The organism is Aerosakkonema sp. BLCC-F183 (assembly GCF_041929145.1).
Taxonomy (GTDB): Bacteria; Cyanobacteriota; Cyanobacteriia; order Cyanobacteriales; family Aerosakkonemataceae; genus Aerosakkonema.
In genome coordinates this window covers 246,737-272,480 of sequence record NZ_JBHFNU010000016.1, presented here as the reverse complement: position 1 = coordinate 272,480, position 25,744 = coordinate 246,737, and the positions used below count along the sequence as shown (strand labels likewise).

24 protein-coding genes are annotated in these 25,744 nt (G+C 46.1%); 7 read left to right on the top strand and 17 right to left on the bottom strand.

The window, feature by feature from the left end:
• Positions 1-50: 50 nt before the first annotated feature.
• The 3 genes from ACE1CD_RS04235 to ACE1CD_RS04225 all read right to left on the bottom strand — a co-directional run bounded on the left by ACE1CD_RS04235 (position 51) and on the right by ACE1CD_RS04225 (position 4,034).
• Positions 51-1,778: a diflavin flavoprotein gene (locus tag ACE1CD_RS04235; RefSeq protein WP_374790928.1), complete on the bottom strand. Its 1,728-nt coding sequence runs from the start codon at positions 1,776-1,778 to the stop codon at positions 51-53.
• 48 nt (positions 1,779-1,826) lie between these two features.
• Entirely contained in the window at positions 1,827-2,204 is a 378-nt protein-coding gene (locus ACE1CD_RS04230) for a GxxExxY protein (RefSeq protein WP_374790926.1), read from the bottom strand.
• A gap of 111 nt (positions 2,205-2,315) precedes the next feature.
• Positions 2,316-4,034, bottom strand: a complete 1,719-nt coding sequence (locus ACE1CD_RS04225) for a diflavin flavoprotein (RefSeq protein ID WP_374790924.1) — start codon at positions 4,032-4,034, stop codon at positions 2,316-2,318.
• A gap of 114 nt (positions 4,035-4,148) precedes the next feature.
• On the opposite strand from ACE1CD_RS04225, the gene ACE1CD_RS04220 reads away from it, so the two are divergent.
• Entirely contained in the window at positions 4,149-4,946 is a 798-nt protein-coding gene (locus ACE1CD_RS04220) for a pantothenate kinase (RefSeq protein ID WP_374790923.1), read from the top strand.
• Here ACE1CD_RS04220 and ACE1CD_RS04215 read toward each other — a convergent pair.
• The 11 genes from ACE1CD_RS04215 to ACE1CD_RS04165 all read right to left on the bottom strand — a co-directional run bounded on the left by ACE1CD_RS04215 (position 4,936) and on the right by ACE1CD_RS04165 (position 15,846).
• A complete protein-coding gene (locus ACE1CD_RS04215; protein WP_374790921.1) occupies positions 4,936-5,754 on the bottom strand; it encodes an alpha/beta fold hydrolase in 819 nt (272 codons plus the stop codon). The two genes, ACE1CD_RS04220 and ACE1CD_RS04215, sit on opposite strands and share 11 nt — an antisense overlap.
• Positions 5,755-5,920: 166 nt before the next feature.
• A complete protein-coding gene (locus tag ACE1CD_RS04210) occupies positions 5,921-6,376 on the bottom strand; it encodes an NUDIX domain-containing protein (RefSeq protein WP_374790919.1) in 456 nt (151 codons plus the stop codon).
• A gap of 118 nt (positions 6,377-6,494) precedes the next feature.
• Complete coding sequence (gene argH / locus ACE1CD_RS04205) at positions 6,495-7,910, bottom strand: argininosuccinate lyase (RefSeq protein WP_374790917.1); 1,416 nt, start codon at positions 7,908-7,910, stop codon at positions 6,495-6,497.
• A gap of 113 nt (positions 7,911-8,023) precedes the next feature.
• Entirely contained in the window at positions 8,024-8,266 is a 243-nt protein-coding gene (locus ACE1CD_RS04200) for a hypothetical protein (RefSeq protein WP_374790916.1), read from the bottom strand.
• An 89-nt stretch (positions 8,267-8,355) separates the two neighbouring features.
• A complete protein-coding gene (locus ACE1CD_RS04195; protein WP_374790914.1) occupies positions 8,356-9,873 on the bottom strand; it encodes a PP2C family protein-serine/threonine phosphatase in 1,518 nt (505 codons plus the stop codon).
• A gap of 625 nt (positions 9,874-10,498) precedes the next feature.
• On the bottom strand, positions 10,499-12,184 hold the full coding sequence (ftsY, locus tag ACE1CD_RS04190) for a signal recognition particle-docking protein FtsY (RefSeq protein ID WP_374821803.1): 1,686 nt from the start codon (positions 12,182-12,184) through the stop codon (positions 10,499-10,501).
• Between the two features lie 71 nt (positions 12,185-12,255).
• Positions 12,256-12,894: a transcription antitermination factor NusB gene (gene nusB, locus ACE1CD_RS04185; protein ID WP_374790910.1), complete on the bottom strand. Its 639-nt coding sequence runs from the start codon at positions 12,892-12,894 to the stop codon at positions 12,256-12,258.
• Positions 12,895-12,929: 35 nt separating this feature from the next.
• Complete coding sequence (locus tag ACE1CD_RS04180; protein ID WP_374790908.1) at positions 12,930-13,073, bottom strand: hypothetical protein; 144 nt, start codon at positions 13,071-13,073, stop codon at positions 12,930-12,932.
• Positions 13,074-13,088: 15 nt separating this feature from the next.
• Complete coding sequence (locus ACE1CD_RS04175) at positions 13,089-13,790, bottom strand: DUF502 domain-containing protein (RefSeq protein ID WP_374790906.1); 702 nt, start codon at positions 13,788-13,790, stop codon at positions 13,089-13,091.
• Between the two features lie 228 nt (positions 13,791-14,018).
• Positions 14,019-14,915 (bottom strand): glycosyltransferase family 2 protein, encoded by an 897-nt coding sequence (locus tag ACE1CD_RS04170; protein WP_374790904.1) that lies wholly within the window; start codon positions 14,913-14,915, stop codon positions 14,019-14,021.
• Between the two features lie 103 nt (positions 14,916-15,018).
• The gene (locus tag ACE1CD_RS04165) at positions 15,019-15,846 is read right to left on the bottom strand and encodes an HpsJ family protein (RefSeq protein WP_374790902.1); all 828 of its coding nucleotides are present in this window, start codon (positions 15,844-15,846) and stop codon (positions 15,019-15,021) included.
• A 1,015-nt stretch (positions 15,847-16,861) separates the two neighbouring features.
• On the opposite strand from ACE1CD_RS04165, the gene ACE1CD_RS04160 reads away from it, so the two are divergent.
• Together ACE1CD_RS04160 and ACE1CD_RS04155 are read left to right on the top strand one after the other, a co-directional pair.
• Positions 16,862-17,404, top strand: coding sequence for a 3-isopropylmalate dehydratase (locus ACE1CD_RS04160; RefSeq protein ID WP_190465037.1), 543 nt, complete (start codon positions 16,862-16,864; stop codon positions 17,402-17,404).
• 113 nt (positions 17,405-17,517) lie between these two features.
• Positions 17,518-17,865 (top strand): NAD(P)H-quinone oxidoreductase subunit M, encoded by a 348-nt coding sequence (locus ACE1CD_RS04155; protein ID WP_374790900.1) that lies wholly within the window; start codon positions 17,518-17,520, stop codon positions 17,863-17,865.
• 210 nt (positions 17,866-18,075) lie between these two features.
• On the opposite strand, the gene ACE1CD_RS04150 is transcribed toward ACE1CD_RS04155, so the two are convergent.
• Positions 18,076-18,333: a hypothetical protein gene (locus ACE1CD_RS04150; protein WP_374790898.1), complete on the bottom strand. Its 258-nt coding sequence runs from the start codon at positions 18,331-18,333 to the stop codon at positions 18,076-18,078.
• 322 nt (positions 18,334-18,655) lie between these two features.
• On the opposite strand from ACE1CD_RS04150, the gene ACE1CD_RS04145 reads away from it, so the two are divergent.
• The 4 genes from ACE1CD_RS04145 to ACE1CD_RS04130 all read left to right on the top strand — a co-directional run bounded on the left by ACE1CD_RS04145 (position 18,656) and on the right by ACE1CD_RS04130 (position 23,998).
• Positions 18,656-18,934 (top strand): DUF6737 family protein, encoded by a 279-nt coding sequence (locus ACE1CD_RS04145; RefSeq protein WP_374790896.1) that lies wholly within the window; start codon positions 18,656-18,658, stop codon positions 18,932-18,934.
• 36 nt (positions 18,935-18,970) lie between these two features.
• On the top strand, positions 18,971-21,028 hold the full coding sequence (locus tag ACE1CD_RS04140) for a PP2C family protein-serine/threonine phosphatase (protein WP_374821801.1): 2,058 nt from the start codon (positions 18,971-18,973) through the stop codon (positions 21,026-21,028).
• 441 nt (positions 21,029-21,469) lie between these two features.
• Positions 21,470-23,089, top strand: a complete 1,620-nt coding sequence (locus tag ACE1CD_RS04135) for a CHAT domain-containing protein (RefSeq protein WP_374790892.1) — start codon at positions 21,470-21,472, stop codon at positions 23,087-23,089.
• Between the two features lie 276 nt (positions 23,090-23,365).
• Complete coding sequence (locus ACE1CD_RS04130; RefSeq protein ID WP_374790890.1) at positions 23,366-23,998, top strand: hypothetical protein; 633 nt, start codon at positions 23,366-23,368, stop codon at positions 23,996-23,998.
• A gap of 21 nt (positions 23,999-24,019) precedes the next feature.
• Here ACE1CD_RS04130 and ACE1CD_RS04125 read toward each other — a convergent pair whose 3' ends face one another.
• Positions 24,020-25,378 (bottom strand): PrsW family glutamic-type intramembrane protease, encoded by a 1,359-nt coding sequence (locus ACE1CD_RS04125; protein WP_374821799.1) that lies wholly within the window; start codon positions 25,376-25,378, stop codon positions 24,020-24,022.
• Positions 25,379-25,521: 143 nt separating this feature from the next.
• Positions 25,522-25,731, bottom strand: coding sequence for a hypothetical protein (locus ACE1CD_RS04120; protein WP_374821797.1), 210 nt, complete (start codon positions 25,729-25,731; stop codon positions 25,522-25,524).
• Between the last annotated feature and the right edge of the window lie 13 nt (positions 25,732-25,744).

The window sequence follows — 25,744 nt, the reverse complement described above, 5'->3', positions numbered from 1 at the left end:
CAATTTTAGATTTTAGATAGGAATGAATATCTAAAATCTAAAATCTCCACTTAATAATGGCTGCCAGATTTGCGGTGATGCACAGCCGTAACAGCATCTGCTTTTAAGACTTTGCCATTTTCAACGGTTGCATAAACGAGCCAGTGATCGCCACATTCCATCCGATTTTGGACAGAACATTCCAAATAAGCTAAGGCATCGTTTAGAATAGGACATCCGTTATGAGCTTCAGCAGTAGCGACACCAGCAAATCGGTCTTCACCAGGGCCAAAAGGTTTGAGGAAATGTTTCATTAAACCTATATGATTGCCTTCTGACAAGACGTTTAGAACAAACTGACCGCCTTTATACATTAAAGATTCGATCGCCCGATCTTTTGCCACAGCAACAGTCAAACCGGGAGGATTGAAAGTTGCTTGGGAAACCCAAGAAGCCAACATCGCACCGGAAAGCTCCCCTTGTTTGACAGTAACGATAGAAAGAGAACCCACAATGCGTCCCACAGCTTGTTCTGTTCGCGCCGCTTGAGATTCGCTCACAGGCTGTCGAGGCGTCCTGGCTTTTTTCGCTTTCTTCAAAGCTTGAGCAAAATCTGTTCCCGCTTCTTCGCAGAATTTCAAAGTTACATCTGTAGGTTTAAATTTGACCCGAATCGGTTCAAATCCAAATTGATAACCGGCATCTTTTAACTTACTTTCCAACAAATCGATCGCTTCCCCACTCCAACCAAAAGAACCGAACACACCCGCAAGTTGAGTTTTAGCAGCGGTAGATAGCACTATTCCGAGCGCAGTTTGGATGGGAGTAGGAGCGTGACCGCCAAGGGTAGGAGAACCGATAATAAACCCTGCCGATCTTTCCACTGCGGCTTTTATATCAGCTGGTTCTACAACTTCGCAATTGATCGTTTCTACTTTGATTCCAGCTTTCGTGATTCCGCGTGCGATCGCCTGCGCCAACGTCCCCGTATTACCATAGGCAGATGCGTAAATCAACGCTACCGTTATATCCTGAGTTTGCTGTTGTTGAATCCATTGCCGATAAGAATGGGTTAGCTCGATAAAACTGTAGCGCACAAGTGGCCCGTGTCCGGGTGCGTATATTTTTGCTGGAAAATTCGCTAATTTGTCCAGAGCGTTTTCCACTTGACGCGCATGGGGAGCCATCAAACAATCGAAATAATAGCGTCGGTCTTCACTAATTGCTGTCCAACCTTCATCAAAAACCTGATCTCCGCATATGTGCGCCCCAAAAAACTTATCGGTGAATAAGATTTGCGTTTTAGGGTCGTATGTACACATTTTGTCCGGTCTGCGGGGACTCGGAGTCGGGATAAATTGCAGTTGATGTCCTTTGCCCAAATCGAGAGTTTCTTCGCCTCGCACGACGATAATTTTTAACTCATTTTCCGGAAAAAGGCTACGCAGAGCGATCGCACCTGGATTGGAGCAAACAAAAGTAACTTGAGGAGCAATTTCTAGCAGTGCTTTCAGCGTTACAGCGCGGTTGGGATTGATGTGACCGATAATCACATACTCTATTTTTTTTACGTCAAAGCGCTGTTGCAATGCTTGGAGAAATATTTCTGTAAATGATTCTCCTGGCGGATCGAACAGTGCGGTTCGATCGGCTTGTATTACGTAAGAATTCGCAGTTGTTCCCCGTTGCAGAGCGTATTCGATTTCAAACTTGAGACGATCCCAAGTGCGCGATCGCAGTACGGTAGTTTCTGCACCTATGGGGAGGACTTGAACGTCGCGTGGTTTTACAGAGGACATATTTTTTAACGCAAAGGAACGCAAAGGTTTACGCAAAGGAACGCAGAGTTAAAGGCCGTTTACTACTCTTTTGATGCCATCTTTTAGATGGATAACGTTAAAGTTGATTAAGAGGCCGAGTTTTACGTTTGCTAATTTTAGATGGGTTAAGATTTGAGAATGATGGATAGGATGTAAGGATTCGACCGCTTTAGCTTCTACAATGACTTTGCCTTCCACGATTAGATCGGCCCTATAACCACAATCAATACGGACTTCTTCATAAACTAGAGGAATAGGTTTTTGCCTTTCTACGTTCAGTCTGGCTTTGATTAGTTCGTATTCGAGACAAGCTTCATAAGCAGATTCCAGTAAGCCGGGGCCTAAAGCCGTATGCACTTTCATTGCATAACCAATTATAATTTTTGACAACTCATTTTCATTCATTCTCTGCGTTCCTTTGCGATTTCCTTTGCGTTCCTTTGCGTTTAAAATTTATCATATTTTTCAACGCAAAGGTCGCAAAGGTTAACGCAGAGGAACGCAGAGAAGAAATTTTTAGTAGTAGTTGCCGACTTTTCGGTGGTGTACGGCGGTGAGGGCTTCGGCTTTGGAAACGCGACCGGATTCCACGGTGCTGTAAACTATCCAGTGGTCGCTACATTCCATCCGACTTGCTACTTCGCACTCGATGTAGGCGAGGGAGTCGGTCAGAATTGGGGAACCATTTTCTGTTATTTGAGTTTTGACTCCGGCAAAGCGATCGGCTCCTGGTGGGAAGCGTTTGAGGAAGTGTTTCATTAATAGTTGATAATTGCCTTCCTCCAAGACGTTGAGTACAAATTTATCGCCTACTTGCATCAAAGATTCGATCGCCCGATCTTTGGCAACTGCAATAGTAATCCCTAGCGGTTGGAAGCTGGCTTGCGATACCCACGATGCTAGCATGGCACCCTTGACACCGTGTTTATTTGCTGTTATAATGTATAGCCCTCCACTGATACGTCCCAGTGCTTTTTCCAGGTCGTTGTCGATCGACTTTCTTTGTTGGATATCGCGATCGCGAGTCAGCAATTGGCCCAAGTCCGTACCCGCTTCTTCGCATAGCTGATAGGTGGCTTCGGTGGGAGTATCTTTAATCCGAATTGGTGGGAATGCTACTTTCAGGCCAAGTTCCCTGAATTTAATCGATATAGGATCGATCGGTTCGTCATCGCCACCGTAACATTCAAAAATGCCCACAACTTGCTTTTCTTTGGCAGCTGCGAGGGCAGTAACTAAAGCAGCATGGGCTGTAGAATTAGATGCTGGTGGCGTGGGGATGACTAAACCAGCCGATCGGCCTACCAATTCCTGTACTTCTTGCGGATCGGCAAATTTCAAGTCGAACATTTCGACCGCCACATCGGTTTTTGTGATACCGTGGGCGATCGCTTGGGAAATGCGATCGCTATATCCGTAATCGGAGACGTAAAATACAGCTACCGTTGTCTCTGATTTGGCTTTTGCTTGGCTCCACTTGCGATAGCGATCGATTAGTTCGGTAACGTTGTGATGCAGCAGGGGGCCATGTCCGGTGGCGATCGTGCCAATTTCTGGCAGTTCTCCCATCCGTTTGAGCGCAGATAGTACCGAGCGAGCGTTGGGAGCCATCAAGCACTCGTAGTAAAATCTGTAGTCCGCTTCAATAGCAGCTAAGTCTTCATCGAAGGTGCTATCTGAGCAATAGTGCATCCCGAAAGCATCGCAGGTAAACAGGATTTGGGTTTTGCGATCGTAGCTGAAGCTAGTATCCGGCCAGTGTAGATTGGGAGCAATCACGAATTCTATTTCGTGTCCGTTACCCAAATCCAGCTTGTCGCCATTTTTGACAATCTGCCGTTTAAATGGTTGATGTACAAAATCCTCTATAAATTGAATTGCCACTTTCGACCCCACCACCGTAACTTGGGGCGCAAGTTGCAGCATATCTTTAACCAATCCGCTGTGGTCTGGTTCGGTGTGGCTGATAATTAAGTAATCTATCTGTGCTGGATCGATCAGACCTTTGAGCGTGTCCAGGTACAGCTGGCGAAACTTTTCGTGGGAGGTGTCAACTAAAGCAATCCGATCGCCTCGAATTAGAAAGGAATTGTAAGTGGTGCCGTTTTGCAGCCCAAATTCGATGTCAAAGCGATCGCGATCCCAGTCTAGCGAGCGAATAACCGTCGTTTCGGCAGCAATCTCGCTTGTCTGTATTGTCAGACGCTTTTGGGTTCTTTCGGTGAGCGCTACCATCTTTAGTCTCCTTCTTGGCAACCCATAGGTATTTTGTCTTACTTTATTCTGACATGAATGAGTTGTGAAGATTTATTAAAAAACCTATATCTCCGTTAAAAAAATCGAAACACTATGCAACCGCAGAAAAATTTATGGTTATCATTGACGATCGGCAATTCACGGTTGCACTGGGCCAGGTTTGCTGATGCTAGCTTGCAGGAAACTTGGGATAGCGAACATCTTGAAAAATGGGAAATTTTAGCACTTTATCCTTCTTTTCCCCTCTGCCTATCCCCCCCTCTTTATTTAGCTTCAGTAGTTCCATCTCAGACAGAACTTTGGCTGAGTTACCCAAATGTTCGCCCGATCGCCTTGAATGATTTACCCGTCGAAGGACTGTATCCGACATTAGGAATCGATCGCGCCTTGGCTGTTTTGGGTGCTGGAGAAACTTTTGGTTGGCCAATATTGGTAATTGACGCAGGTACAGCCCTTACTTTCACGGGTGCAGACGCGGCTCGGCGGTTGGTGGGAGGAGCGATTTTGCCTGGATTGAGGTTGCAACTACAGTCTCTGGCGCAAGGAACAGCTGCTTTACCGGAAATTGAATTACCCGGCGCTTTACCACCCCGTTGGGGATTAAATACGAGTTTAGCTATTCAAAGCGGCATAATTTACACGGTTTTAGCTGGAATAGCCGATTTTATTGACGCTTGGAGGCAGGAGTTTCCCCAAAGTCGGATTGTTTTAACTGGGGGCGATCGCACTTTGCTTCTCAACTATCTCCAATCTGTATTTCCACAGGTAGCTACGAAAATAAATACTGACCCACACCTTATATTTTGGGGAATCCGTCAACTGTGGGAAAGGGAGACTGGGAAAGCGATGAAAAGCAATTCATCGCCACAAATGGTCAAGACTAACGACTGACTGCTAACTTACGAATTTGCTCAGCCACTAGGTCGGGTAATTTTTCCGCTAAGTCATCTTCCGCAGAAGAGAGAGTTTTTAGCTGAGCTTTCGGAGTCAGTTTAGCGTAAGTTTGACAAAGTGCTTTGGCAACAGGAGTATCTTGTTCGCTTTCTAAAATCGAAACAGGGATTTTGAGATCGGGCAATTGGTCTTGTAATAATTCGGCTTGAATTTCTGCACGACGACGTTGGAATAGTAGCTGACAAGCAGCGGGTGTTTCCAGCATTTTTTGCAGCTGCTTGAGGAAAAGGCGAATTTTTCCCAGGCGACCGATTACTTTTAGTTTGAGGAGCTTTTGGAGCGATCGCAACAGCCAATCTGCTAATTTAGGCCGTTCCATCAATGCCCGCGCCCACCACCAGTTTCTGCTCGCACCTTCTGGTTTTACTCCCTCTGGTGCTAACAGTACCATTCCGGCAACTCGGTCTGGATATTTCAAAGCATAGCTGGCCGCAATCCAACCGCCAAGGGAGTGACCCACTAAATAAACTTGTCGTAAGTTTAACGCCTCCAAGTACTCAGCCAAATACTCCACCTGCAATCCGATCGAGTAGTGGACATCGGGTTGCTCTGATTCGCCAAAACCCAGTAAATCTGGTGCTAAGCAATGGTATTCACCGCCCAAACGCTCCATTAAGGGTAGCCACTCATCACCATCGCTCCAAGAACCGTGTAGAAACACCAAAGTTGGCCCTTTACCAACTTCTCGCCAAAAAATTATCCCTTGAGACAGCTTCAGCCGGGAATTCCGTAAAAGTGGATTCATGCCGATCGCGACCGGGTTAGAAATTGGTATTTGCCTTGCTTATTTTAGGGCTAAGATTGCCTTTATAGAATTTTAAGGTTTCAGTTTGTTTTCCATACCGGATCGAGCTGAAAATAGCTCAAACTGAGGGGGGATGGGGGTATGCCAATCAAACTCTCATACCAGATCAAGCGAGGGTGATCGAGCCATTGAGATAGTCTTGCAACTGGCGATCGTGATCGTGACTGAGCTGACCTTTAGGCAACGATGAAAGATCGAAAGCCCGAACTTCACTGACTTCTAGCGTATCCTGAGCTTGCATCGTTCCCTGCGCTTCTACTTCCACCACTATGGAAATTGAATGAACTCTAGGATCGCGATCGGGTGCTGAATAAACGCCTACCAATCGACAAATCTTCACCAGTTTCAGTCCTGTTTCCTCTTCCAATTCCCGTTCTACAGTAGTGGGAACATCTTCCCCCCAGTTAACTATCCCACCCGGTAAGCCCCACTGCCCGGTATCGCGACGGCGAATCAGGACAATTTTTCCATCTGGCAAAACAGGGATAATTGTCGTGCCTGTGATGGGATGACGAAATAAAATACCGAGTACAGTTTGAACAAACTGCCAAGAGCGACGCATAGGCACACTTAAAAGTCAATCATTCAAAAGTCACTCAGTCAAAAAAGCTAAGGAAAAATTGTTGCCACTTTCTTCTTCCCTAGCCCCTCTCTTCTTTTGTAAGTTATAACGTCTTAGGTCAAGCTATGCGAGATTTGGCTCTTTGAATTGCCTGCCTCACTTGGTCAAAACCTGTGCCACCATAACTGTTACGAGCGGCTACGACTCGCTGTGGAGCGATCGCTTCGTAAATATCAGCTTCAAAAGCTGGATGCAGCTCTTTCCACTCTGCCATACTGAGATCTTTTAGGAGTTTACCAGCAGCAAGGGACGTTTTTACAACTTTACCCACCAAGTTGTATGCTTCTCGGAAAGGGACGCCGCGTGCTGCCAGGTAATCAGCAACATCTGTAGCGTTAGAAAAATCTTCTGCAACTGCTTCGCCAAGACGACTTTGATTAAATTGCAGTCCCTCTCGCATCAGGATCGTCATCGCTTCCAAACAAGCTACCACCGTCTTCACGCTGTCGAAGAGGGCTTCTTTATCTTCTTGCAAGTCTTTGTTATAAGCCAGAGGCAGACCTTTCATCAGCACCAGCAGCGCTTGCAGGTGGCCGAAAACGCGCCCGGTTTTTCCCCGCACCAGTTCTGGGACGTCGGGATTTTTCTTTTGGGGCATGATGCTCGAACCGGTAGCGCAGCTGTCTTTGAGTGTCACAAAACCGAATTCCTGGGATGCCCAAAGAATGATTTCCTCGCTCATACGGCTGAGGTGAACCATAATTAAGCTCGCAGCGCAGAGGAACTCGATCGCAAAGTCGCGATCGCTCACCCCGTCCAAACTATTACCATAAACATCGTCAAAATGCAACTCTTTAGCGGTAAAATGTCGGTCGATCGGGAAGGTAGTACCCGCCAGTGCGCCACTACCCAGAGGGGAAATATTCGTGCGCTTTTGTATTTCTCCCAATCGCTCCCAATCGCGCTGTAGCATTTCAAAATAAGCTAACAGATGGTGAGCCAAGCTGACCGGTTGTGCCCGTTGTAGGTGAGTGTAGCCCGGTATCAAAGTTTCGACATTGCTCTCGGCGAGGTTGAGCAGAACACCCTGAAATTCACGCAATTGGCTGCGAATTTGGTCGATGCGATCGCGCAGATAAAGCCGCGTATCCGTACCCACTTGGTCGTTCCGCGATCTAGCCGTGTGTAACTTTTTACCCACATCGCCGACAATTTCCGTCAGGCGACGTTCGACCGCAAAATGCACATCCTCGGCGTCTATGCCGGGATGAAATTGCCCTTGGCGGTATTCTTGGCGAATTTGCTCTAACCCTGCAATTAACTGCTCTCCTTCTGCTGGTGAAATGATGCCCGTGTGCGCCAGCATTTTGGCATGAGCTTGCGACCCGGTGATATCGTACTCAATCAGTTCAATGTCAAAAATTATACTGGCATTAAAGCGTGCGATCGCCGGATGCAGTGCGGATTCAAATCTCTGGCTCCAAGTTTTGGATGCAGTACCGTGAGTTGGTTGTTGAGTTAGTTCGGTATCCAAGTTATCCTCTTTTTGACAGCAGTCGCCTTAAAAATTTAAAAATCAAAGGTAATCGAGACCAAAAATTTTTACTTTTGGCTTTAACTGGAGCTACAGCTAATCGAGACAAGAATCTATACCATACCTCGGATAAAGTAGCCTATGATAACTCCTATTATTAACGCCCAGATTTGGCCAGATTGAATAAAGTAGCTCCAAGCTTTTTGAGCCTGTCCTAAAAGGTCTGGATCGCTAACTTGTTGAGCTAGCACGACAGACCATATAGGTAGCTTAGACAATAATACTGTTAGAGAATCGCTCGGATGAACCAGGGTAGCCCAGGAACCTGTAATTACTTGGAAGGCGTTAACAACCATAGCCGTTGTCTCCTCTTGCGAATTGATTATAGATGGTTAATTCTAGCCAAGTTTCTCAGTCAGAGATTATGGCACAAACACGAATATACCTAGATTTGAGTAGGTGAAACCTGCATTACCACCAGAGTCATATCATCGCCATTCCGATTTCCGGGGCCAATAAATTGTTGCACTCGATCGAAAAGATAATCCAAAATTGCTTGAGAACCTTGGCAATGCTGACAGGCTCGCTCAAAAGCACGGATGAGGTTTTCCTCATCAAATCGGTCTCCGCTGGGGTTAGCCGCTTCTGTAAAACCATCAGTGTAATAGATTAGCGTATCGCCCGGAGCCAACTGCACCTGAGCCTCCTCGTACTGGGAATTGCTATCCAAACCGATTAGCATACCCAAAGTATCCAAACGCATGACCGCTTGGGTGGATGCCTGCCACAACAATGGCGGATTGTGAGCGGCATTGCTGTAAGACAGGATACGACTTTGCAGATTGTATTCTGAATAAAATAGGGTCACGAACCGATGGGAATTTTCTAGATCGGCATACATAACCTGATTGAGATGTTGCAGAATGCGAGATGGCGAGTGACCGTTTAGCACTTCTGCCCGCAGCATTCCCCGCGTCATCGTCATCAACAAACCCGCCGGGACTCCTTTACCCATGACATCGCCTATGACTATACCCAAACGTCCCTTTTGATAATTTTGAGTTGTGAGTTGTAAGTTTGAAATTAAAGGGTCTTGTTTGAACTCCGAACTCAAAACTGACAGTTGGTAATTATTGGTGTTAGTCTCAGTCGCGATAAAATCGTAGTAGTCTCCACCGACACGGTTGGCAGGTTGACAGCGAGCTGCTAATTCGATACCTGGAATGGTCGGACATTGACGGGGAAGCAATCTTTGTTGGATCTCGGCACCTATTTCCAGTTCTCGATCGAGCCGTTCTTTCTTGCGTAATTCTACCGTCAGTTCATCGTTAGCGATCGCCACTGCTGTTTGATCTGCGACTAGACGAACTAACTTTTGTCGGGTTTCCGTCCAAGTATATTCGGGATCGCGACTGAAAACGTAGAGACGTCCCCTTTCAGCTTGCTTGACTAAAATTGCCGTACCAAACAAATGTATATCTGGCCCCAAATAGCGGGTAACGTGTTCGTCCAGAAGCGTTAGTCCTCTCTCGTGACCGGATGCGTCGCTAAAGTCAATCTGCGCCAGCGCGGATGATGATTGGGAAGTTTTAGGCTGTGCATTTCTGAGCTTATTAGTTGCTGCCTCGATTGCCTTCCGGATTTCCGCACCCTGAAGACTATCTTGACAATGTAGCTGTTCTAACCGTACCTGACCGTTTGGTTTCACCAGTACCAGCGCACTACCATCAGCATCCGTCACCCGTGTTGCCATCAGCGGAATCAACTCCAAAAATTGATTCAAATTGTTAAAACTTCGCAGCGCAAACCCTAACGAACTTAACAAATCTTGGATTTTATGTTGTTCCCGGTGCAAACGCGCCACCAGCTCTTTGAGGGCAAAGACTGGCGTGACTTCACTAGAGGCGTCGCTATGGTCGTCGGGTGATTGAGAAGATGGTTTTGGCAGGGGCACAGCAGTCATTGGTTTGGCGGTTAAGAGTAATTAACAAGCATAGAATTAATAGGATTTAAATAATAGGCGTTAGTTAGCCTAGCAGAATTATGCGATCGAAATGCCAAAAGCTCTCAAAGCAAGAGCAGCAATAGCTTATCGCAGTAAGACAGAAAAAAGTTGTAGCGGTCAACATTCTAGCTGAGGCTGGGCAGAAAAATGTTGCCTACTTGTGGAATAAATTCTAGCTAATTCCTCAACCCTAACAGTATCGATCTCTACCAGTCGCTGACTGTATGGGAGAAAATTAGTTCTACCTTTTGGAGGAAAAACTAGATTTTTACGATTGTCCCATGACCGATCGTTCGATCCTGGCCGAACCGAACACTTAGCTAATCCTAAAAACCGCACGCAAAGCAAGCCTTGCGCTTTTACTCTTAGGCTTTTGTATCAAATGTCTTTGGTTTCCTCTATAGGTATTAGAGCAGAAATGATATCGTCAATCGGCTCTACTGCCAATAGTCTTTAGATTAATTAAGTATTTTAATTTACTATTCTTAACAAAAAACTGTTTTGGACGGTGCAGATAAAAGATATCAACAAATAAAGCACCGAAGTATCTAATTATAGCCGAGCGCCGACGCTCTTTGTGCTATTAGCCACTTAGCAAAGCTTCCACAAACTCGTAGCTGGAGAAGGGGCGTAAGTCTTCGATTCCTTCGCCGGCACCAATAAAGCGGATAGGCAAACCCAATTGCTGTACGACTGCTAGGGCAATGCCACCCTTGGCAGTTCCATCAAGTTTAGTTAGGACAACACCGCTTAATTTTACCGCTTCAGAGAATACTTGGGCTTGACGCAGACCGTTTTGCCCCAGAGTGGCATCTAGAACCAAAAGAGCTTCAACCCTAGCATCGGGGGCTTTTTTGTCAATGATGCGACGAATCTTGCTCAGTTCGTCCATCAAGTTTTTCTTGTTCTGAAGACGTCCAGCCGTATCCACGATTAAAAGTTCCGATCCTCGCGCTTTAGCTGCGGCGATCGCATCAAACACTACAGCTGCCGGGTCTGTATTTTCCCCTGGATTGGCGATCGCTTCAACGCCGCTGCGCTGACCCCAAATTTTTACCTGTTCCACTGCGGCGGCTCGAAACGTATCTGCTGCCGCAATCAAGCATTTGTAGCCTGATTTTACTGCTAGATGGGCTATTTTGCCAATAGTTGTCGTTTTTCCAGCACCATTTACTCCGGTCATTACCCAGATATTGAATGTGTCTTTTTCCGGTGCAAAGGTGCGTTTGTGAGATTCGACAAACGGTCGCTCCAGCATATCCCGCAGGATTTGTTTGAGGTAGGAAATCGCCTGTTCGGGTGGCAGAGCTTGTTCTCGGAGTTTACTTTGCAGCGCTTTTATGATATAATCTGTTGCCTCTATTCCCACATCAGCTTGTAGCAGCAAAGCCTCAATTTCCATCACCGCATCTTGATTGAGCGGGCCTTGACCGACGATCGCTTTGAGCTGATTGATGAGATTGCGTCTAGTTTTGTCCAAGCCTTGGCGCAACTTTTTGAGCCAGGTGATTTCTTCAATAGAAACATCTTCCGGGCGACGCCCTTGGGCTGCCAGTACTTCTGCCGACCACAGGAAACCATCATCGAAAACGACATCCGCAAATTCTGCGATCGCGGCAGGTTCAGTTTCAGTTGTCGCACTAACTGGGCGGACTTGCAGTTCTGGCTCTTGAATAGCTGTTTCCTTAAGCCGTTGTAACCGTGCTTGTCGATCGTCCCGCGCCCAGAAAGGTACGGCTTCCTGAGCGACGCCTTCCCGATTCTCGACAGTTTCAGCTGTTACCGACAAATCGGGCACATTTTCTGCTACCGAAGTTACTTTTTCTACTTCGGCAGCGACAATTTCGGGACTGGCTGACTCTGCGGCTACTGCTGTTTCAAGCTCCTCCAATGCTTGTTTGGCAGCTTCTACAGCAACTTCTGCATCACTTTCTGCCTGCGGAGTTTCTGTTTGTATCGGTATTGCCTGCGACTCAGATGAAGGTGCTACCGCTTCTGTTACCAGCTGAGGTTCTGCTTCTGCTTGGGTAGGCGCTTCTGTTTCTGAGGGTGTTGTCGTTGTTTGCGGTCGTTGCTTGGCTTGGATATTCTTGTAAGCAGCTTTTGCCCAGGCCAAATAGTCGTCCGCAACTTCCTCCTGAGATGAAGTTGCTCCACTCTCAGATACAGGTGATTCTGTTTGAGGTTCAACCTGTGTCGGTGAAGCCGATTTATCCTGAGCTTGTTCTTGAGACTCGTTATGCTGGCGGCGGAACCAATTAAAAACCATAGCACCTACTTCAATATTTGGCAGAACTGCTGAACGGCGGCTTTTTATCTAGAGTTTCTAATTTAGGGACATTATGTTTTGACTTTATCGCTCACTCGACGCAAAACGCCATTAATAAAACGATGTCCTTCTTCACCACTGTAGCGTTTGGCAAGCTCCACTGCCTCATTAATTGCCACCGGTTCGGGAATCCCTAAATATTTGATTTCGCTGACTGCAATTCGCAGGATATCGCGATCGATTTTAGCGAGACGACTTAGTTGCCAAGTTCTCTCCTGACCGGGACGCAGTTCCGCGAGTGCTTGTGTGAGTATTTCGTCAACCCGTTCTCTTTCCGCGTTAACCGTACCGATAATTTGCTTGGCGTAGTCGCGCACATCTTTTTGATTGGATAGCTGGACAAATTCTGGTAACTCCACTGCCCCACCGACACGGTTGATTGCGGTTTGAGTAAGTTCTATGGCTTCTCTTACCATAGCTCTGGCGCTTTGGATATCGATGGCGCGAGTTTCGCTACCCAAAAGGCGATCGCTAGAGCGTTGGATTTCCGCAGATGCAGTTTCTAAAGCATCTTTAACTTCTGCACTCAAAGTGCGGATAGCCGCAACTATCAAATCGGTTATCTGCTGTTCCGACAATTTTTCTGGATTTGTCGGGATCTGGGATAAGCTCAGAAGCGCCAGTTCGCGAGCAATTCGACGGGATTGCATGGGGTAATTAGTAACTGTGTGTAATCGGTAACAGGTTATGTAATGGCAGCAAAAAATTTAGATATGGCTGGAGAGTTGGAACCTTTAAAAGTTGCAACTCTCAAACCTTCCCACTCTCGCTCCTGAGATCGCCAATGAACGATGACTGTTTCCCAAACTCGTCTCTTCAATTTAGACATTATGCTGCGATCTCTTCATCTTTCCTCCAAGATAGGCTGTTCCAGCTTCGGTTCTTTCAAGGCAGATAGAGATGACATAGGAGTTAAGGGGCTGGGGCTTACAATACCACCAGAGACAACAACTTTGAAGGCATCTTCCACAGATATGGCCAGGTCTATGACTTCATCTTCTGAAACGATCGCATACCAACCCGTAGTCGGATTGGGGGTTGTAGGTATAAAAATGCTCAACATCGTCGTTCTGGATAGATGAGCCTGCATATCGCTGTTTAGGGTTCCGGTGACAAAGGCGAGAGCCCATATACCCCGGCGTGGGTATTCTACCAAAATTACTCGGCGAAACTTCCCGTTAGAATCCTTCAGGAGAGTTTCCAGAAGTTGTTTGAGCGTTTTGTAAACCGATCCGGCTAACGGAATTGCTTGCAGAACTCTCTCACCCACATCCAGCAACCATCGTCCGACAATATTGCGGGCCATCAAGCCAATCAGCAGAATAGATAAAAAGGGTACCATCAGTCCCACAGCTAGATTGAACAAGTTGACCAAAATGGGATGGAGATCGTCAAAAGGATTGAGTTGCTTGGGAATGCGGGTGAGAAAATTGACTACCCAACTCGCAACTGTAATCGTCAGCCAAATTGTGGTAGCTAGAGGAATTACTACCAAAAGACCTGCGATCAGGTCATTTTTTAAGTCCTGCTTTAAGCGTTCGATCACAGATAACCCACTCTCTTTTAACCAGCTGGGAAAATTATAGAGCCCACAAAGCTACCCTTCTTCCTTACCCTATCTCACAGTAAGATATGTTCCGCATTGGGCCCAGTGGACCTGCGCTTGGGGTTATCTTACCGTATGGGAACGCGATGCGATGGGAGCGCAACTTACAGCCTAAAGGGGCTGGAGATGATGGTATCAGACTTAACATTTTTCTGCATACTTTTTTGCCTAAACAGAAGGAGTAATTTTGGCAGCATCGACGTTTTCTTCGCGATCGCTAGAAAGTGTTCCTACTCGGTCTGCATAGACAGCAGGCATATGTTTCATCTCCCAGACTTTGAGCAAAATCAGGTATTCGTAGAAAGCTTGCAGAGTACACCAAGCAAATCCCGCGTGCCCGTCGAGAAAACCCCCCAATAGAAAATACATATAAAAAAACCGCAGCAACGGTCGCAAGGGTAGACGCAGGGACAAATCTTTGAGCGCTCGCCGTCTTTCCACTTCTGAGAAGCCAAAAAACAAATCTCGCCAATTGACACTACCTTTCTCTAATTGGCGTAGGGTTTCTCTAGCTTCATCAGTGGAGTAGCGATTGTGCTTCTCGATCCAGCGAGCTAATCCTTTGCTATTGGTGTAGTGGGGATAAGTTTCTTTCAAAAAGCTTGTTTTACCGTCACAAACTTCTCGCTCTGTGTGACCGTAATCGGTAAACCAAACTTTGTGCTTCTGAAATAAGCGCATTTGGTATCGGGGGTATTGGGTACTGCGCCGAATCCACCTCCCCAGAAACATAACTCGCTCGGCTGCATAGTAGCCGATATACTCCTGACTCTCGGTTGCTTTGAGGCATTCTTGGAATAGTTCTGGTGTCATACGCTCATCGGCTTCGAGAATGTAGACCCATTCGTGCTTAGCAGGAACTGATTGTAACATCCAAGTCCGCTGGCGTCCGTGACTTTCAAAGGCGTGCTGCACTATTCGCACTGGATAGCGACTGGCAATTTCCACAGTGCGATCGCTGCTGATGGAGTCCACCACTATCACATCGTCTGACAGCATAGCTGATTCGATGCAAGCGGCGATATCGATTTCTTCGTTGTAGGTGAGAATATAAATCGAGAACATGAAAAACTTACGATTTACAAAAAGATCCGGCTTTGATTGGACACATACAAATTTCCAGTTTCTCCTGACGATCGGAATAGCGTCATCACCTCAGCAAAGCTCACTAACGCTTGGGTGTTTTGCGAGCCCCTATTTGGGGAGAAGACAACAAACCCCCCAATCCCGTTCCGGTAATGATTAGGTAGCCAATGGACAGGAAGACGCTGCTCACTCCTATTTGCACTTGAGACTTCAAAGCTGCCCGCTTGGCTTGTTTTTCCAATTGTTGCTTGCGTTCTCGAACTTGGGTTAGCGTTTGATTGCTGAACTGTTTGGCTTGCCGATCCAAATATTCATCTACTACTTGCGGATTGTCTTTAGACTGCTGCAATATTGTTTTGAGTTCATTTGAGACTTGCTGGCTTTGGAGTGCTTGGCCCAGTCTCTGTTCGTCTTTGAGCAGGTCACTGATTTGGGTTTTAATTTGGCCTCGGCGCTGTTCGATTTGGGCTCTAAAACCTTCACTGTTAAGCTGGCTTTCTGCTTGAGTTGCCTGCTGCTCAATTCTCTCGATCGCCTCATTGCTGGCCTTACTGACATTGTTTACGTGAACAAAAGTAATGACCAGGAATGCTAAGCCTAAAATGCCGGAAAGCACGAGCGCCCCTACTTTCACTAATTGCCAGGGTTGACCGCTTCCCTGCGGGTCTAGTTGATCGTCCATCCAAGAGCCAGCAAATAGCAAAGCTATCCCCAGCATAGGGATAAATCCTCGCTCGACAAGCTGGGTTGTCAGGTTGATTTGCCAAGCTTCCTCTTGCAGGTCAAAGGACGGGATAGTCAGAGGCAGGGTTACCGTGTCAATCACAAAAGACAAAATCAAGATTGTGGCGACAAGCTTGAGAATTAGGGCTGCTGGCGATGAAATTATACGGTTTCCAGACGCTTTCATAAGTTTCTTCTTCGCTCGGTTATGGTTGGGTTCAATTACTGGTTTTCTATATCTAGTTTGTCATGGGTTTTAGAGTTATTTGCCATGCTTGCAAGCCAAAATCCTTCTCCAGGCTAAGATTGGCTGCTGTTTTAGGATTCGATCGAAAGACCTTAGCTTCGCTGGGGCTGTCGGTTGGGAGGCAGATATATTGGCTCGATGGCTCTGACCTTGCTCTCCAAAGGGAAAGCCAGAATCCAAATCAACCCACCATTCAAGGCGAGCGTTATTAAAAAGGGTTTTCGATCGCAAAAGTCAATTGCTACTGTACTGTCTTGTGTATGGTGACGAGTCTTTCTCGATTTATCTACAAGATTTTTCTATTTCCATGCTAATGGCATAACTGCAAAGAAGCTGGGAATATTTCAGTTTGGGTCTAGAACGGAAAAATTAGCTCTTTTAAAAGAGTTTATAGACCTTATATTTATCGATTAATAAACCACTTTTAACCCAGCCTTATCTACAGTAACCATTTTATGTCCTGGGAAATCCTCTCCTTTTAAATTTACTTGGTTTCCTGAGCTTATAGTTCAAATTCTCTATTTTTATGCAGTTTGCAGATCTCAAGTCTTGTTTTTGCTAAAATTCCATAATATACCCGCTCCTCCTTATCCTCAAACAAAAAATTACAAAATTTAACTTTTCTCCTTAAGCTAATACATACTTGAATACAAGTTTATCAATCAATGGACTTTTTTAACAGCTTCTTGAAAAATTAATATTTTAACATTTCTACTAAATAGCTTAACTCATACTTGACATACAAAACTTAAATTTAGCAACAAATGGCCTATTTTTACATGGGCTAAAAAAATACAATTTATGTAAAATTAGATGACTTAGCCGAAAGGTGAATAGCTATCTTAAAGGAAAATCGCATTGAGTTAATATATATAGTGGTTACATTTTCATGTAAGATGTACTGGAAGCACACCTAGCCGAGTAAAAAGCTGCAAAAGTAAACAGGAAATTTATTATGAGCAAAGTCATTCGCGGTATCATCTTTGTTGTTGATGACAATATTGATACAGATCAAATTATACCCGCAGAATACCTCACGTTGGTTCCTTCTAAACCAGATGAGTACGAAAAGCTCGGCAGTTATGCTTTTGCAGGGTTACCCGATCGCTACGGTAAGTTTATTGCGCCAGGAGAAATGAAGACGCCCTATCCCATAATTGTAGCGGGAGAAAACTTCGGCTGCGGCTCCTCGCGAGAACACGCGCCCATTGCTCTGGGGGCTGCTGGCGTAAAAGCTGTCGTAGCTCAGTCCTACGCCCGGATTTTTTTCCGCAATTGCTCGGCGACTGGCGAACTTTACCCTTGGGAGTCAGTAGAGCGCCTATGCGATGTGTTAGAAACCGGTCAGGAAGTTTCGATCGACTTTGAGCAAAATCAACTGATTGACCACACGCATGGGAAAATTTACGATCTCAAGCCGATTGGAGAAGTGGGACCTGTGATTGAAGCAGGCGGAATTTTCGCCTATGCCCGTCAGACAGGTATGATTGCTCGCTAAAAATCAAGTTCGGTATCTGCGTGAAGACTCGATGAGTCTATATTTCAAAGCGTAATTGCCGTAACAAAGGTTTACAATAGGTTGGCCAGTACTAGCTTTACAACACTGCGACTATGTTGCTCAAGTCTACAACCCGCCACATCCGCATTTTTACTGCCGAAGTTGAGAACAATGAGTTAGTTCCCAGCGACAGCGTTTTAACTTTGGATGTCGATCCAGACAATGAACTAAATTGGAACGAAGAATCTCTGCAAAAAGTTTATCGGAAGTTTGATGAACTTGTTGAGTCATCTAGCGGAGAAAATTTAACGGAATACAATATCCGTCGCATCGGTTCCGATTTAGAACATTTCGTGCGTTCTCTCCTGCAAAAGGGTGAAATTAGTTATAACCTCAATGCTCGCGTTCTTAACCACAGTATGGGCTTACCTCAAGTAGCAGCCGCACAAGATAAACAATAGATTCTTAGATACTTGTGTTTGGGTTTGGCGGCGGTCTTAAAAATATTGATACCGCCAAACCAAGCTGTAAAAACCGGTTTGGGCATAGTTAATTCCGGTCAAATGGCTAAATAGAAAATGGCTCGTTATGCTCGCTCAGTATAAGTTGCGAAAGCCTTTTGGTCTGGCATCGCAAAGCGAAAATATTAAAAATATTCACAAAAAAAGAACTTAGGAACGCTGACGTTTCTTTTGTGCTAAAAATTCTGTAAAAGCTGCTTGACGATTAGCCATGAACCGACCCCAAAACCCAGGATCGAAATCCTCCATCGTACATACAATTGCCCAAGTATCAATGTTGAGCATTCGATAAAGGAGAGTCTGAGATCTTTTTAAGTAGGCAATACCTTCATGAATTTCTGCGAGCGCAGAAGATTCTGAAGTAGGGACTGTTTTCTTTAAATGAGGGTCGAATATAGGTGTAGGCATAGCAACCAGCAAAAAAGTGATTAGTTTAGATGGATTTGAACCAATCCTAAATACAGGTAATCAAGAGCCTAAACAATCGGAGCGGAAAGCTTAACCAATTTACATTGTTCTTGAAAGAAACAATTAGGAAAGCAGATATTTAGACTCTTCAACGATGGGTAATTAAGGAACGACTTCTAAATTTAGAGGTTCCGCCGCGATCGCTCAAGCGGGGTTTCACCCCTACCTGACCGAGGTCGCCTCCTGTAATTTAGTGCATATTAGATATTGTAGATATTGTCTAGCAAATACTTCATCCGTTTTACAACCAAGTTATCATCTCATGTCTGACGATCCAAAATCGAAAATCGATCTGAACCCTTGGGGGTACAAACCTTGGTGGTGTCAGCCTTGGTCGATTGCAGTCACCGGGAGCGGGCTGATCGGCTTAAGCTGGTTATTATTCAAAACTGTTTGGGTGACAGTTGTAGTATCCCTACCTGTGTTAGCTTGGATGGGCTTCTTTTTAATCCTTTGGCCTCAACTGATGAAGCAAAGTGCTATTGAGCCGTATTATCCACCATCAGGATCGGACGCAGCTGCGCGATCGAATCAAAGCTGATATAGAGAACGTCTTATATCTAAATAGTTAGAGAAGATGGATAGTCAAACGCTACAATCGTTGATTATCAACCGATTTGGCAATTTGACTACAAGTAGGCTCTCTTGCAGACCCCTGCATATCATCGGCCAAATCCCGAAGCCTTGGAGTGAAAAAATCTTCATGGGAGACGCCGCTCAAATTACTTGCCCGAATACGCACTGTCAGGCTCCTAACCCAGAGAGTCACAACTTTTGCCATAAATGTTGCACCCCCATACCAAAACGGTATTTGTGGGCTGTCGGTTCTGGGATAGAAGCTTATAAGCCAGGGAAGCTTTTGGCAGAGCGTTATGTCCTCAAACGCGAAAAAATTTTGCTGGACACTAAACCAGGGCTAGTACCCTTATTTCCGCAAGATATCACAGATGCGATCGCACCCTATTTGTATCTTTTCCCCTATCGGTTACACGTTCCCCAAGTTTACGGACTCTTACCACCGCTCAAAAAAAGCCGAAAGGAAGTAATTTGGCTGCTCGAAGAAGCTCCGATTTCCACCGATGCCAAAAGCTTAAAGCCTAACCTAATGACAGAATTAGCCACAGCTTGGGAAAATGCCCCAGCAATCCGGCAGCTCAATTGGCTGTGGCAAATTGCCCAACTTTGGCAACCTTTTAGCATCGCGGGTGTAACGGCTAGTCTGCTGAAACCAAAGCTGCTGCGGGTAGAAGGGCCGATCGTGCGCTTGTTGGAATTGCGCCAGGATCGAGAGGAACCGAACTTAAGCGAGTTGGGTCACCTGTGGTTGCAATGGACGGGACAGGCACAGCCAGCGATCGCAGATTTTTTGGTTCAATTGTGCCAAAGTATGATACAAGGCCAGCTATTTTCCGAAGATTTACTAGCTCAGTTAGATGGCGCTCTGTATACAGTAGGGCAATCCCAAGAACGCATCTATCAAATTGCCAGCTGCACAGATACAGGCCCGACCAGACTACGCAATGAAGATGCCTGCTACCCGGATAGCGGTAATTTCGATCGAGTCCCTGCGGGTTCTCAAGCTTTAGCTGTTGTCTGCGACGGGATTGGCGGACACGAAGGCGGCAATGTCGCTTCCAGCTTAGCGATAGAAACAGTCGTTGCGGAGGCATCTCGCTGGCAGAATCACCAGCTTGCAGATGATGCGGTTGACGATCGTGTTGACTCATTGGGCAGCTTAAAAATATCGCCGTCCAACGAACTGGTTGATTTGAGGTCGGAATTAGAACGTGCAGTTTGCGATGCCAACGATCTTATCAGTCAACGCAACGATAGCGAAGGGCGCTTCGACAGGCAACGTATGGGCACAACGCTAGTAATGGCCTTGACTCAAGCCCACGAGATGTACATTACTCATATTGGAGACAGCCGGGTCTACTGGATTACGCGCAACAGTTGCCATCAAATTACTGTAGACGATGATGTGGCCAGCCGGGAAGTGCGGCTGGGCTATACCTTATACCGAGAAGCGTTGCAACAGATCGGATCTGGGTCTTTGGTTCAGGCATTAGGGATGAGTTCGTCAAACAACTTGCATCCCACAGTACAGCGGTTTGTTATCGATGAAGACTGTATTTTTCTGCTGTGTTCTGATGGTTTGAGCGATAGCGATCGCGTAGAGCAATATTGGGATACAGAAATCGTGCCAGTTTTAGAAGGCAAAATAAACCTGGCGACAGCGGCAGCAAGGCTGATCGATATAGGCAACACCCAAAACGGTCACGATAACGTCACTGTAGGCTTAGTTTATTGCCAGGTTAGATACAAATCGGCAGGCATGGCTCCCACTTTAGTCATCCCCGAATCGGTGGCAGATTCTGCTCCAGCTCGAACTCAAGATTTTGGCACTCCCTCCACACTTAAGACTCAGCTCCTACCTACTCGGCTTGCCAAACCCAGTTTGTTACCCTTGTTAGGTGGAATCGCTTTGTTGCTGGGATTGGGTACGGCACTGGTCTACTTTACTTTGGGAAAATGGGGCGATCTGCCTGTGTCGAATCCCAATATAACGCCCCAAACTAAGCCACACAGTCCATCTCAGGAAATCCCACTTCTATCTCCGCCGCCCCGTCCTTGAGTCCGGGATTGTCGATCGCAGTCTCGATCGTTAACAATTCCCAAAGCCCCCAAACTCCTCTTTTGGTTTATGAAGGGTTAATCAACGGCAAAATGTATCGGTACTATCCTCGAAATCAAAAGTAAAGCTGTTCGCGATGGAGACAGCTGGCTGAAGCTTAAAGTATGCACAATTCCTGGCAAGCTTAACTCACACAAGCTTCCAGCAACTTATAATTTAGTCATACCAGCCCAAAAAGGATAGATTCGACAAGTAGAGCTTGACCCGAACATTAGCCAAAATACCATTCAAAAAGCTGCTGGGCTGGGAAAATGTACTGGTAGTGGAGCCTCTGTACTCCAGGGGCAAATCGTTAATAAATTCAGTCTGAAGAATAGATAGACTGATAGAAAACTGGTGAAACAAATTGCTCCAGTCCAGATCCAGTATCAAGGGTTCTGAATGTCGCCATCTGAGAGTCCTTGCCTCAACTTAAGCGTAGCTCGCCTGGTAGCTGCTGAGGCAGAGCATTTTGCCATATGGGTTTTAAAAGCCCCATTACCAGGTGGATACCTGCACCACGACTGCATTTGGCCGGAAAGCTTAACCCAAACCTGGCTTGCTTGGCAGGAGATGTTTTCCCCTCTCAGCTTGTCCAGTTCTCAAAAGCTTCCAGCAGTCCAACTAGCTTTAGCTCCAACAATGGTAGTTGTGTCGTCTCCTTTAGGTTCGACAACTAGCTACGGCGGTCGTTTGATGCAGCAGCTAGGAATACAACTCTGGCAGTGGCTATTTGAAGGGGCGATCCAAAGCAGTCTCGATCGCAGTCAAGGAATTGCCATTGGGCAAAATCAACCTTTACGGCTACGTCTGGAAATTCGCGACCCAGACTTAATCATTCTGCCTTGGGAAATTATGCAGCCCCAGGCGGGAAAACAGGCAATTTCTTTAAGTCAGCAATTGCTTTTCAGTCGCACCACCAGCGATGTTGCTCCTCTACCTCCCCTTAAACCAGAGCAAGCCTTAAACATACTGCTGGTTTTAGGTCAACAAGATGCTCCCAAACAACCCTCATCTTTGGGAAACCTCAAACTAGAACAAGAGGCACTTGTTCTCGCGAAAATTCTGGAAAGTAGCGGCAATGTCAGTCCTAACGGTACTGCCACTCTGGTACCGTGCCTGGTAGATACTTTAGTTATGCCCACTCCAGAGGAACTGACTGCACGCCTGGAAAGTAACGCTTACAATGTTTTCTTTTATGCCGGTCACGGTGAACCTGCACCTGACGGAGGCTTGCTGTTTTTGCGGCCCGGTGTCACAATGAACGGTACAGAATTGGCACAAGTACTGACTCGTTGCCAGGTGACGCTGGCAGTTTTTAACGCTTGCTGGGGAGCTCGATCGGCAGAACACAATTACCAGCCTATTCCCCGTAGCAGCTTGGCAGAAGTGCTGCTGCATCACGGTGTACCAGCAGTTTTGGCAATGCGGGATGCTATTGCTGATGAGGAAGCAATTAGCTTTATCAAAGCTTTTGCTCGTGCTTTGGCGGAACGGATGCCGATCGATCGGGCGGTGGCAGTAGCTAGACAGCAGTTGCTGACGCTGTATAAATTCAATCAACCAGCTTGGACTTTACCTGTACTGTATATGCACCCGGAGTTTGATGGCGAACTGCTACAACCTCTGGCTGAAAGTATTACCGAATTACCGGAAAATTCTTTAACTTGGATCGGACGAGAACGAGCTGCCTTTGTGCGTCCTTTAGGATCGACAAATAAATTCTGGCCAATTCGTGGTGGATTGATGCGAGTAGGACGTCGCCAGCAGGATAACGATTTGACGATCTGCGAAAAGTGGGTTTCGCAAAGACACGCAGAAATTATTTGTCGCGGCGATCCTTTAGACAGTAACTCCCCACCGACATACTTCCTGCGAGATTTTTCTCGCTTCGGTACGCTGATTTTGGGAACGGCGGGTTGGCGAAAAGTTCATCACCAAGAAGCTCCTTTGCAATCTGGATCTCAGTTAAAGTTTGGTAGTTCCCAGGGGCAGATTTGGGAATTTGTAATCGATGTTTGAGGATCTTGATGTCTCCATCGTGCGGTCGTTACTTGACTGGGAAATGGGGAATCTGCCCCATAAGTAGGAACTTGGGACAAAATTAAAATACCTCACCTGTGCCACTGGAAAGCCAATCTGTAATAAAAAATGGTGAAAGAGAATTGGCATTCCACTATTTCTGAGTTTCGATATTGATAGAGAAAGAGAATCTCAAGGGTTGCGGAACTTGTGGAAGTGCTGGTGTAGTCACCCTCCGGACAGCGTTGGTAAAAAATAAGATTCAGGAGTTGAATTATGGCAAGTGAAACCAGGTATTCGGAATATTCTCCCGATTTCACCGCCCAAGCAGAACACGATCTGGTGCAGGCACTTCTGCAAGATGAAACAACCTATTGCTGGAATACCGCTCATCCGGAATCAGAAGCTTATTTTGCCGAACTACAAAAGGCTTTCGTTTTAGATGATTGGCGGGAGGTTGATATAGAGGCGCGATCGCAGACTTTGTTTGCACAGCTTGACCAGCTTTGGGTGGAAAAGGTTCCAGAAGCCAATGTTGAAGCGTTGACTTTAGATCTGACTATTTTAGCGGCTTTGTGCGAGAGGTTTGCTTCTCGCGTCCCGCAGGTAACTCTAGAGACGATCGCCAAGCGGGCCAAAGATTTGATGTCAACAAATTTATGTTTGGCAGAACGTTTGGTAAAGTGCGTGCAGCAACTGGCTTTAGGCTGGGAAGAAGAAGACTTATTGGTGATGGCTCGTCCTTTAGCTTATGCGATGCGGGGAGCAGAAACTGAAGCGATCGAATCTGTGCTGGGAACTGTTAGAGGTGTTCCTTTTGCTGAATTATCGAAGATGGAGCAGGCACGCTTAAGTTTGGCGGTTGCTCGCTACGCCTTTGCTGAATTGGAATTTAGAGGCGATTCATAAAGATAGTAGCAATGTTTTCGATCAACGAGGCGTGAGGACAGCGTTTCGCCTTGGTGACAAAGCCCTAGCCTTAAGAATAGCTGCCGTCAAAAAAGCATAGGACAGCACACCTACCAAGGCCAAGACAAAGGGACTAATAATACCAGTTGCATTCCACAAAGCGTGAAGTACTGCCGCGCTGAGGTAGCCTATGCTAAGGATTTGCCAGCGCCGACGAGGTTTCAAGCTACTGAGCCCAATAAAATAGCCGAGATAGCCGCTGTACGCCATATGTCCGGCGACAGAGCCTAAAATCCGAGGAATCAGCAGTTGCAATCCCACTAACTCCCCTACACCTTCCCCCACCTGAAATGTCGCATCGCGGATAATCTGAGGTACGTACTGCCCTAAAGTTTCCATTAAGGTAAAGCCAACGGCAGAAGATGTTCCCAGCAAAATCCCATCAAGGGGTTCTACTACTCCGATTTTTTCGCGCCAAGCTGGTGGCAAGCGGCGTCCCAGCAAATAAGCGCCTAGTACGGGTAAGGCTTTGAGCAACTCTTCCATCAAGCCGGCTCCGAAAAACATTCTGAGCAGTAAAATCGGAAAAGTTAAGTTCTCGAAATTTGTTGGTAAACTTCCTGGCAGAATTTGGCGAAAAATAACTATAAATAAAGGGAGCAGCGGACTTAGTAAAATTAATACAGTAACCAAGGCACAAGCTACTAGCACCCACCAAGGTTTATGCTTGCCACAAAGTTGATAAACGAAGTAATAAGCAGATCCTGCCAAGTATGAAGCCAGCACCAAGTTGAATACCATCGGGTTGCCTACAGCAGCAAACATCAAGACTACAAATCCCACTGTGATGATGCCTGGGAGCAAGTAGGCTTTTTGAGTCAGTTCGCGTCCGGTTGAAAAAATGGGAAACAGCTGAGTAAAACTAACTGAGTCGGTTTGAGAAGGTCTTATGGTAGGACTAGATTCAACTTGTGGGCTGGGAGCGTTTCTTAGTGAGGACGGAGTGCTAGCAGCAGTCTGGGTGGTTTTTACTAATTCAAAGATGAATTCTGGGCCGTTTTGCCCCAGTACGATGCGATCGCCCTCCCGACAAATACGGCATCCTTCTAGGCGCTGGCCATTTATATAGGTACCATTCGCACTGTTGAGATCGCAAACTAGCCAGTTGGGTGGAGCGCCTGCAAATTTAGTTATGTGGCTGACTGACACATGACGCCTGGAAACCATTCCGTATATGTTGGAGTCCAGAACAATTTGACAGTTTAAATCTCGCCCAAGCACAAGTTCGTCAGCAGTCTCAAGCGAGTAGCGACGTTCTGCTTCATCTGCACTCTTACTCGGCGACTGCCGGAGAAATGCCTCAGAAATGTCACTTTTCATTTGCCAAGTGTCAGTAGTTTTTTGTTTTCAACTATAGCGATGTCCAGTCAAATCCACTTTCTATGTAATTAATTAAAAATTAAAAATTAAAAATGCAAAAAACTTCTCATTTTTAACTTTTAATTTTTAATTTTTCTGACTATTCACTGCTGTTGGTTTTCTTTGGCGTCTTTAACGGCAGCATAGAACAAAAATCCACCCAGCGGCAGGCTGATTGCCAAAATAATAGTTGTTACTAAGCTGCCCAACTGGGGTTCTCCAGAAGACAGCTCGAATATTGAACCCACTGCTGCGATCGTTGATACGCAGGAAGCACCCAACAAAAGGGCGCTTTTTGAAGTTAGTGTACTCACTGCCTTTTTCCGA

Coding starts and splice junctions, on each gene's coding strand:
- ACE1CD_RS04235 (WP_374790928.1), bottom strand. CDS start 1,778: ATGTCCTCTGTAAAACCACGCGACGTTCAAGTCCTCCCCATAGGTGCA.
- ACE1CD_RS04230 (WP_374790926.1), bottom strand. CDS start 2,204: ATGAATGAAAATGAGTTGTCAAAAATTATAATTGGTTATGCAATGAAA.
- ACE1CD_RS04225 (WP_374790924.1), bottom strand. CDS start 4,034: ATGGTAGCGCTCACCGAAAGAACCCAAAAGCGTCTGACAATACAGACA.
- ACE1CD_RS04220 (WP_374790923.1), top strand. CDS start 4,149: ATGCAACCGCAGAAAAATTTATGGTTATCATTGACGATCGGCAATTCA.
- ACE1CD_RS04215 (WP_374790921.1), bottom strand. CDS start 5,754: ATGAATCCACTTTTACGGAATTCCCGGCTGAAGCTGTCTCAAGGGATA.
- ACE1CD_RS04210 (WP_374790919.1), bottom strand. CDS start 6,376: ATGCGTCGCTCTTGGCAGTTTGTTCAAACTGTACTCGGTATTTTATTT.
- ACE1CD_RS04200 (WP_374790916.1), bottom strand. CDS start 8,266: ATGGTTGTTAACGCCTTCCAAGTAATTACAGGTTCCTGGGCTACCCTG.
- ACE1CD_RS04195 (WP_374790914.1), bottom strand. CDS start 9,873: ATGACTGCTGTGCCCCTGCCAAAACCATCTTCTCAATCACCCGACGAC.
- ftsY (WP_374821803.1), bottom strand. CDS start 12,184: ATGGTTTTTAATTGGTTCCGCCGCCAGCATAACGAGTCTCAAGAACAA.
- nusB (WP_374790910.1), bottom strand. CDS start 12,894: ATGCAATCCCGTCGAATTGCTCGCGAACTGGCGCTTCTGAGCTTATCC.
- ACE1CD_RS04180 (WP_374790908.1), bottom strand. CDS start 13,073: ATGTCTAAATTGAAGAGACGAGTTTGGGAAACAGTCATCGTTCATTGG.
- ACE1CD_RS04170 (WP_374790904.1), bottom strand. CDS start 14,915: ATGTTCTCGATTTATATTCTCACCTACAACGAAGAAATCGATATCGCC.
- ACE1CD_RS04165 (WP_374790902.1), bottom strand. CDS start 15,846: ATGAAAGCGTCTGGAAACCGTATAATTTCATCGCCAGCAGCCCTAATT.
- ACE1CD_RS04160 (WP_190465037.1), top strand. CDS start 16,862: ATGAGCAAAGTCATTCGCGGTATCATCTTTGTTGTTGATGACAATATT.
- ACE1CD_RS04155 (WP_374790900.1), top strand. CDS start 17,518: ATGTTGCTCAAGTCTACAACCCGCCACATCCGCATTTTTACTGCCGAA.
- ACE1CD_RS04150 (WP_374790898.1), bottom strand. CDS start 18,333: ATGCCTACACCTATATTCGACCCTCATTTAAAGAAAACAGTCCCTACT.
- ACE1CD_RS04145 (WP_374790896.1), top strand. CDS start 18,656: ATGTCTGACGATCCAAAATCGAAAATCGATCTGAACCCTTGGGGGTAC.
- ACE1CD_RS04140 (WP_374821801.1), top strand. CDS start 18,971: ATGGATAGTCAAACGCTACAATCGTTGATTATCAACCGATTTGGCAAT.
- ACE1CD_RS04135 (WP_374790892.1), top strand. CDS start 21,470: ATGTCGCCATCTGAGAGTCCTTGCCTCAACTTAAGCGTAGCTCGCCTG.
- ACE1CD_RS04130 (WP_374790890.1), top strand. CDS start 23,366: ATGGCAAGTGAAACCAGGTATTCGGAATATTCTCCCGATTTCACCGCC.
- ACE1CD_RS04125 (WP_374821799.1), bottom strand. CDS start 25,378: ATGAAAAGTGACATTTCTGAGGCATTTCTCCGGCAGTCGCCGAGTAAG.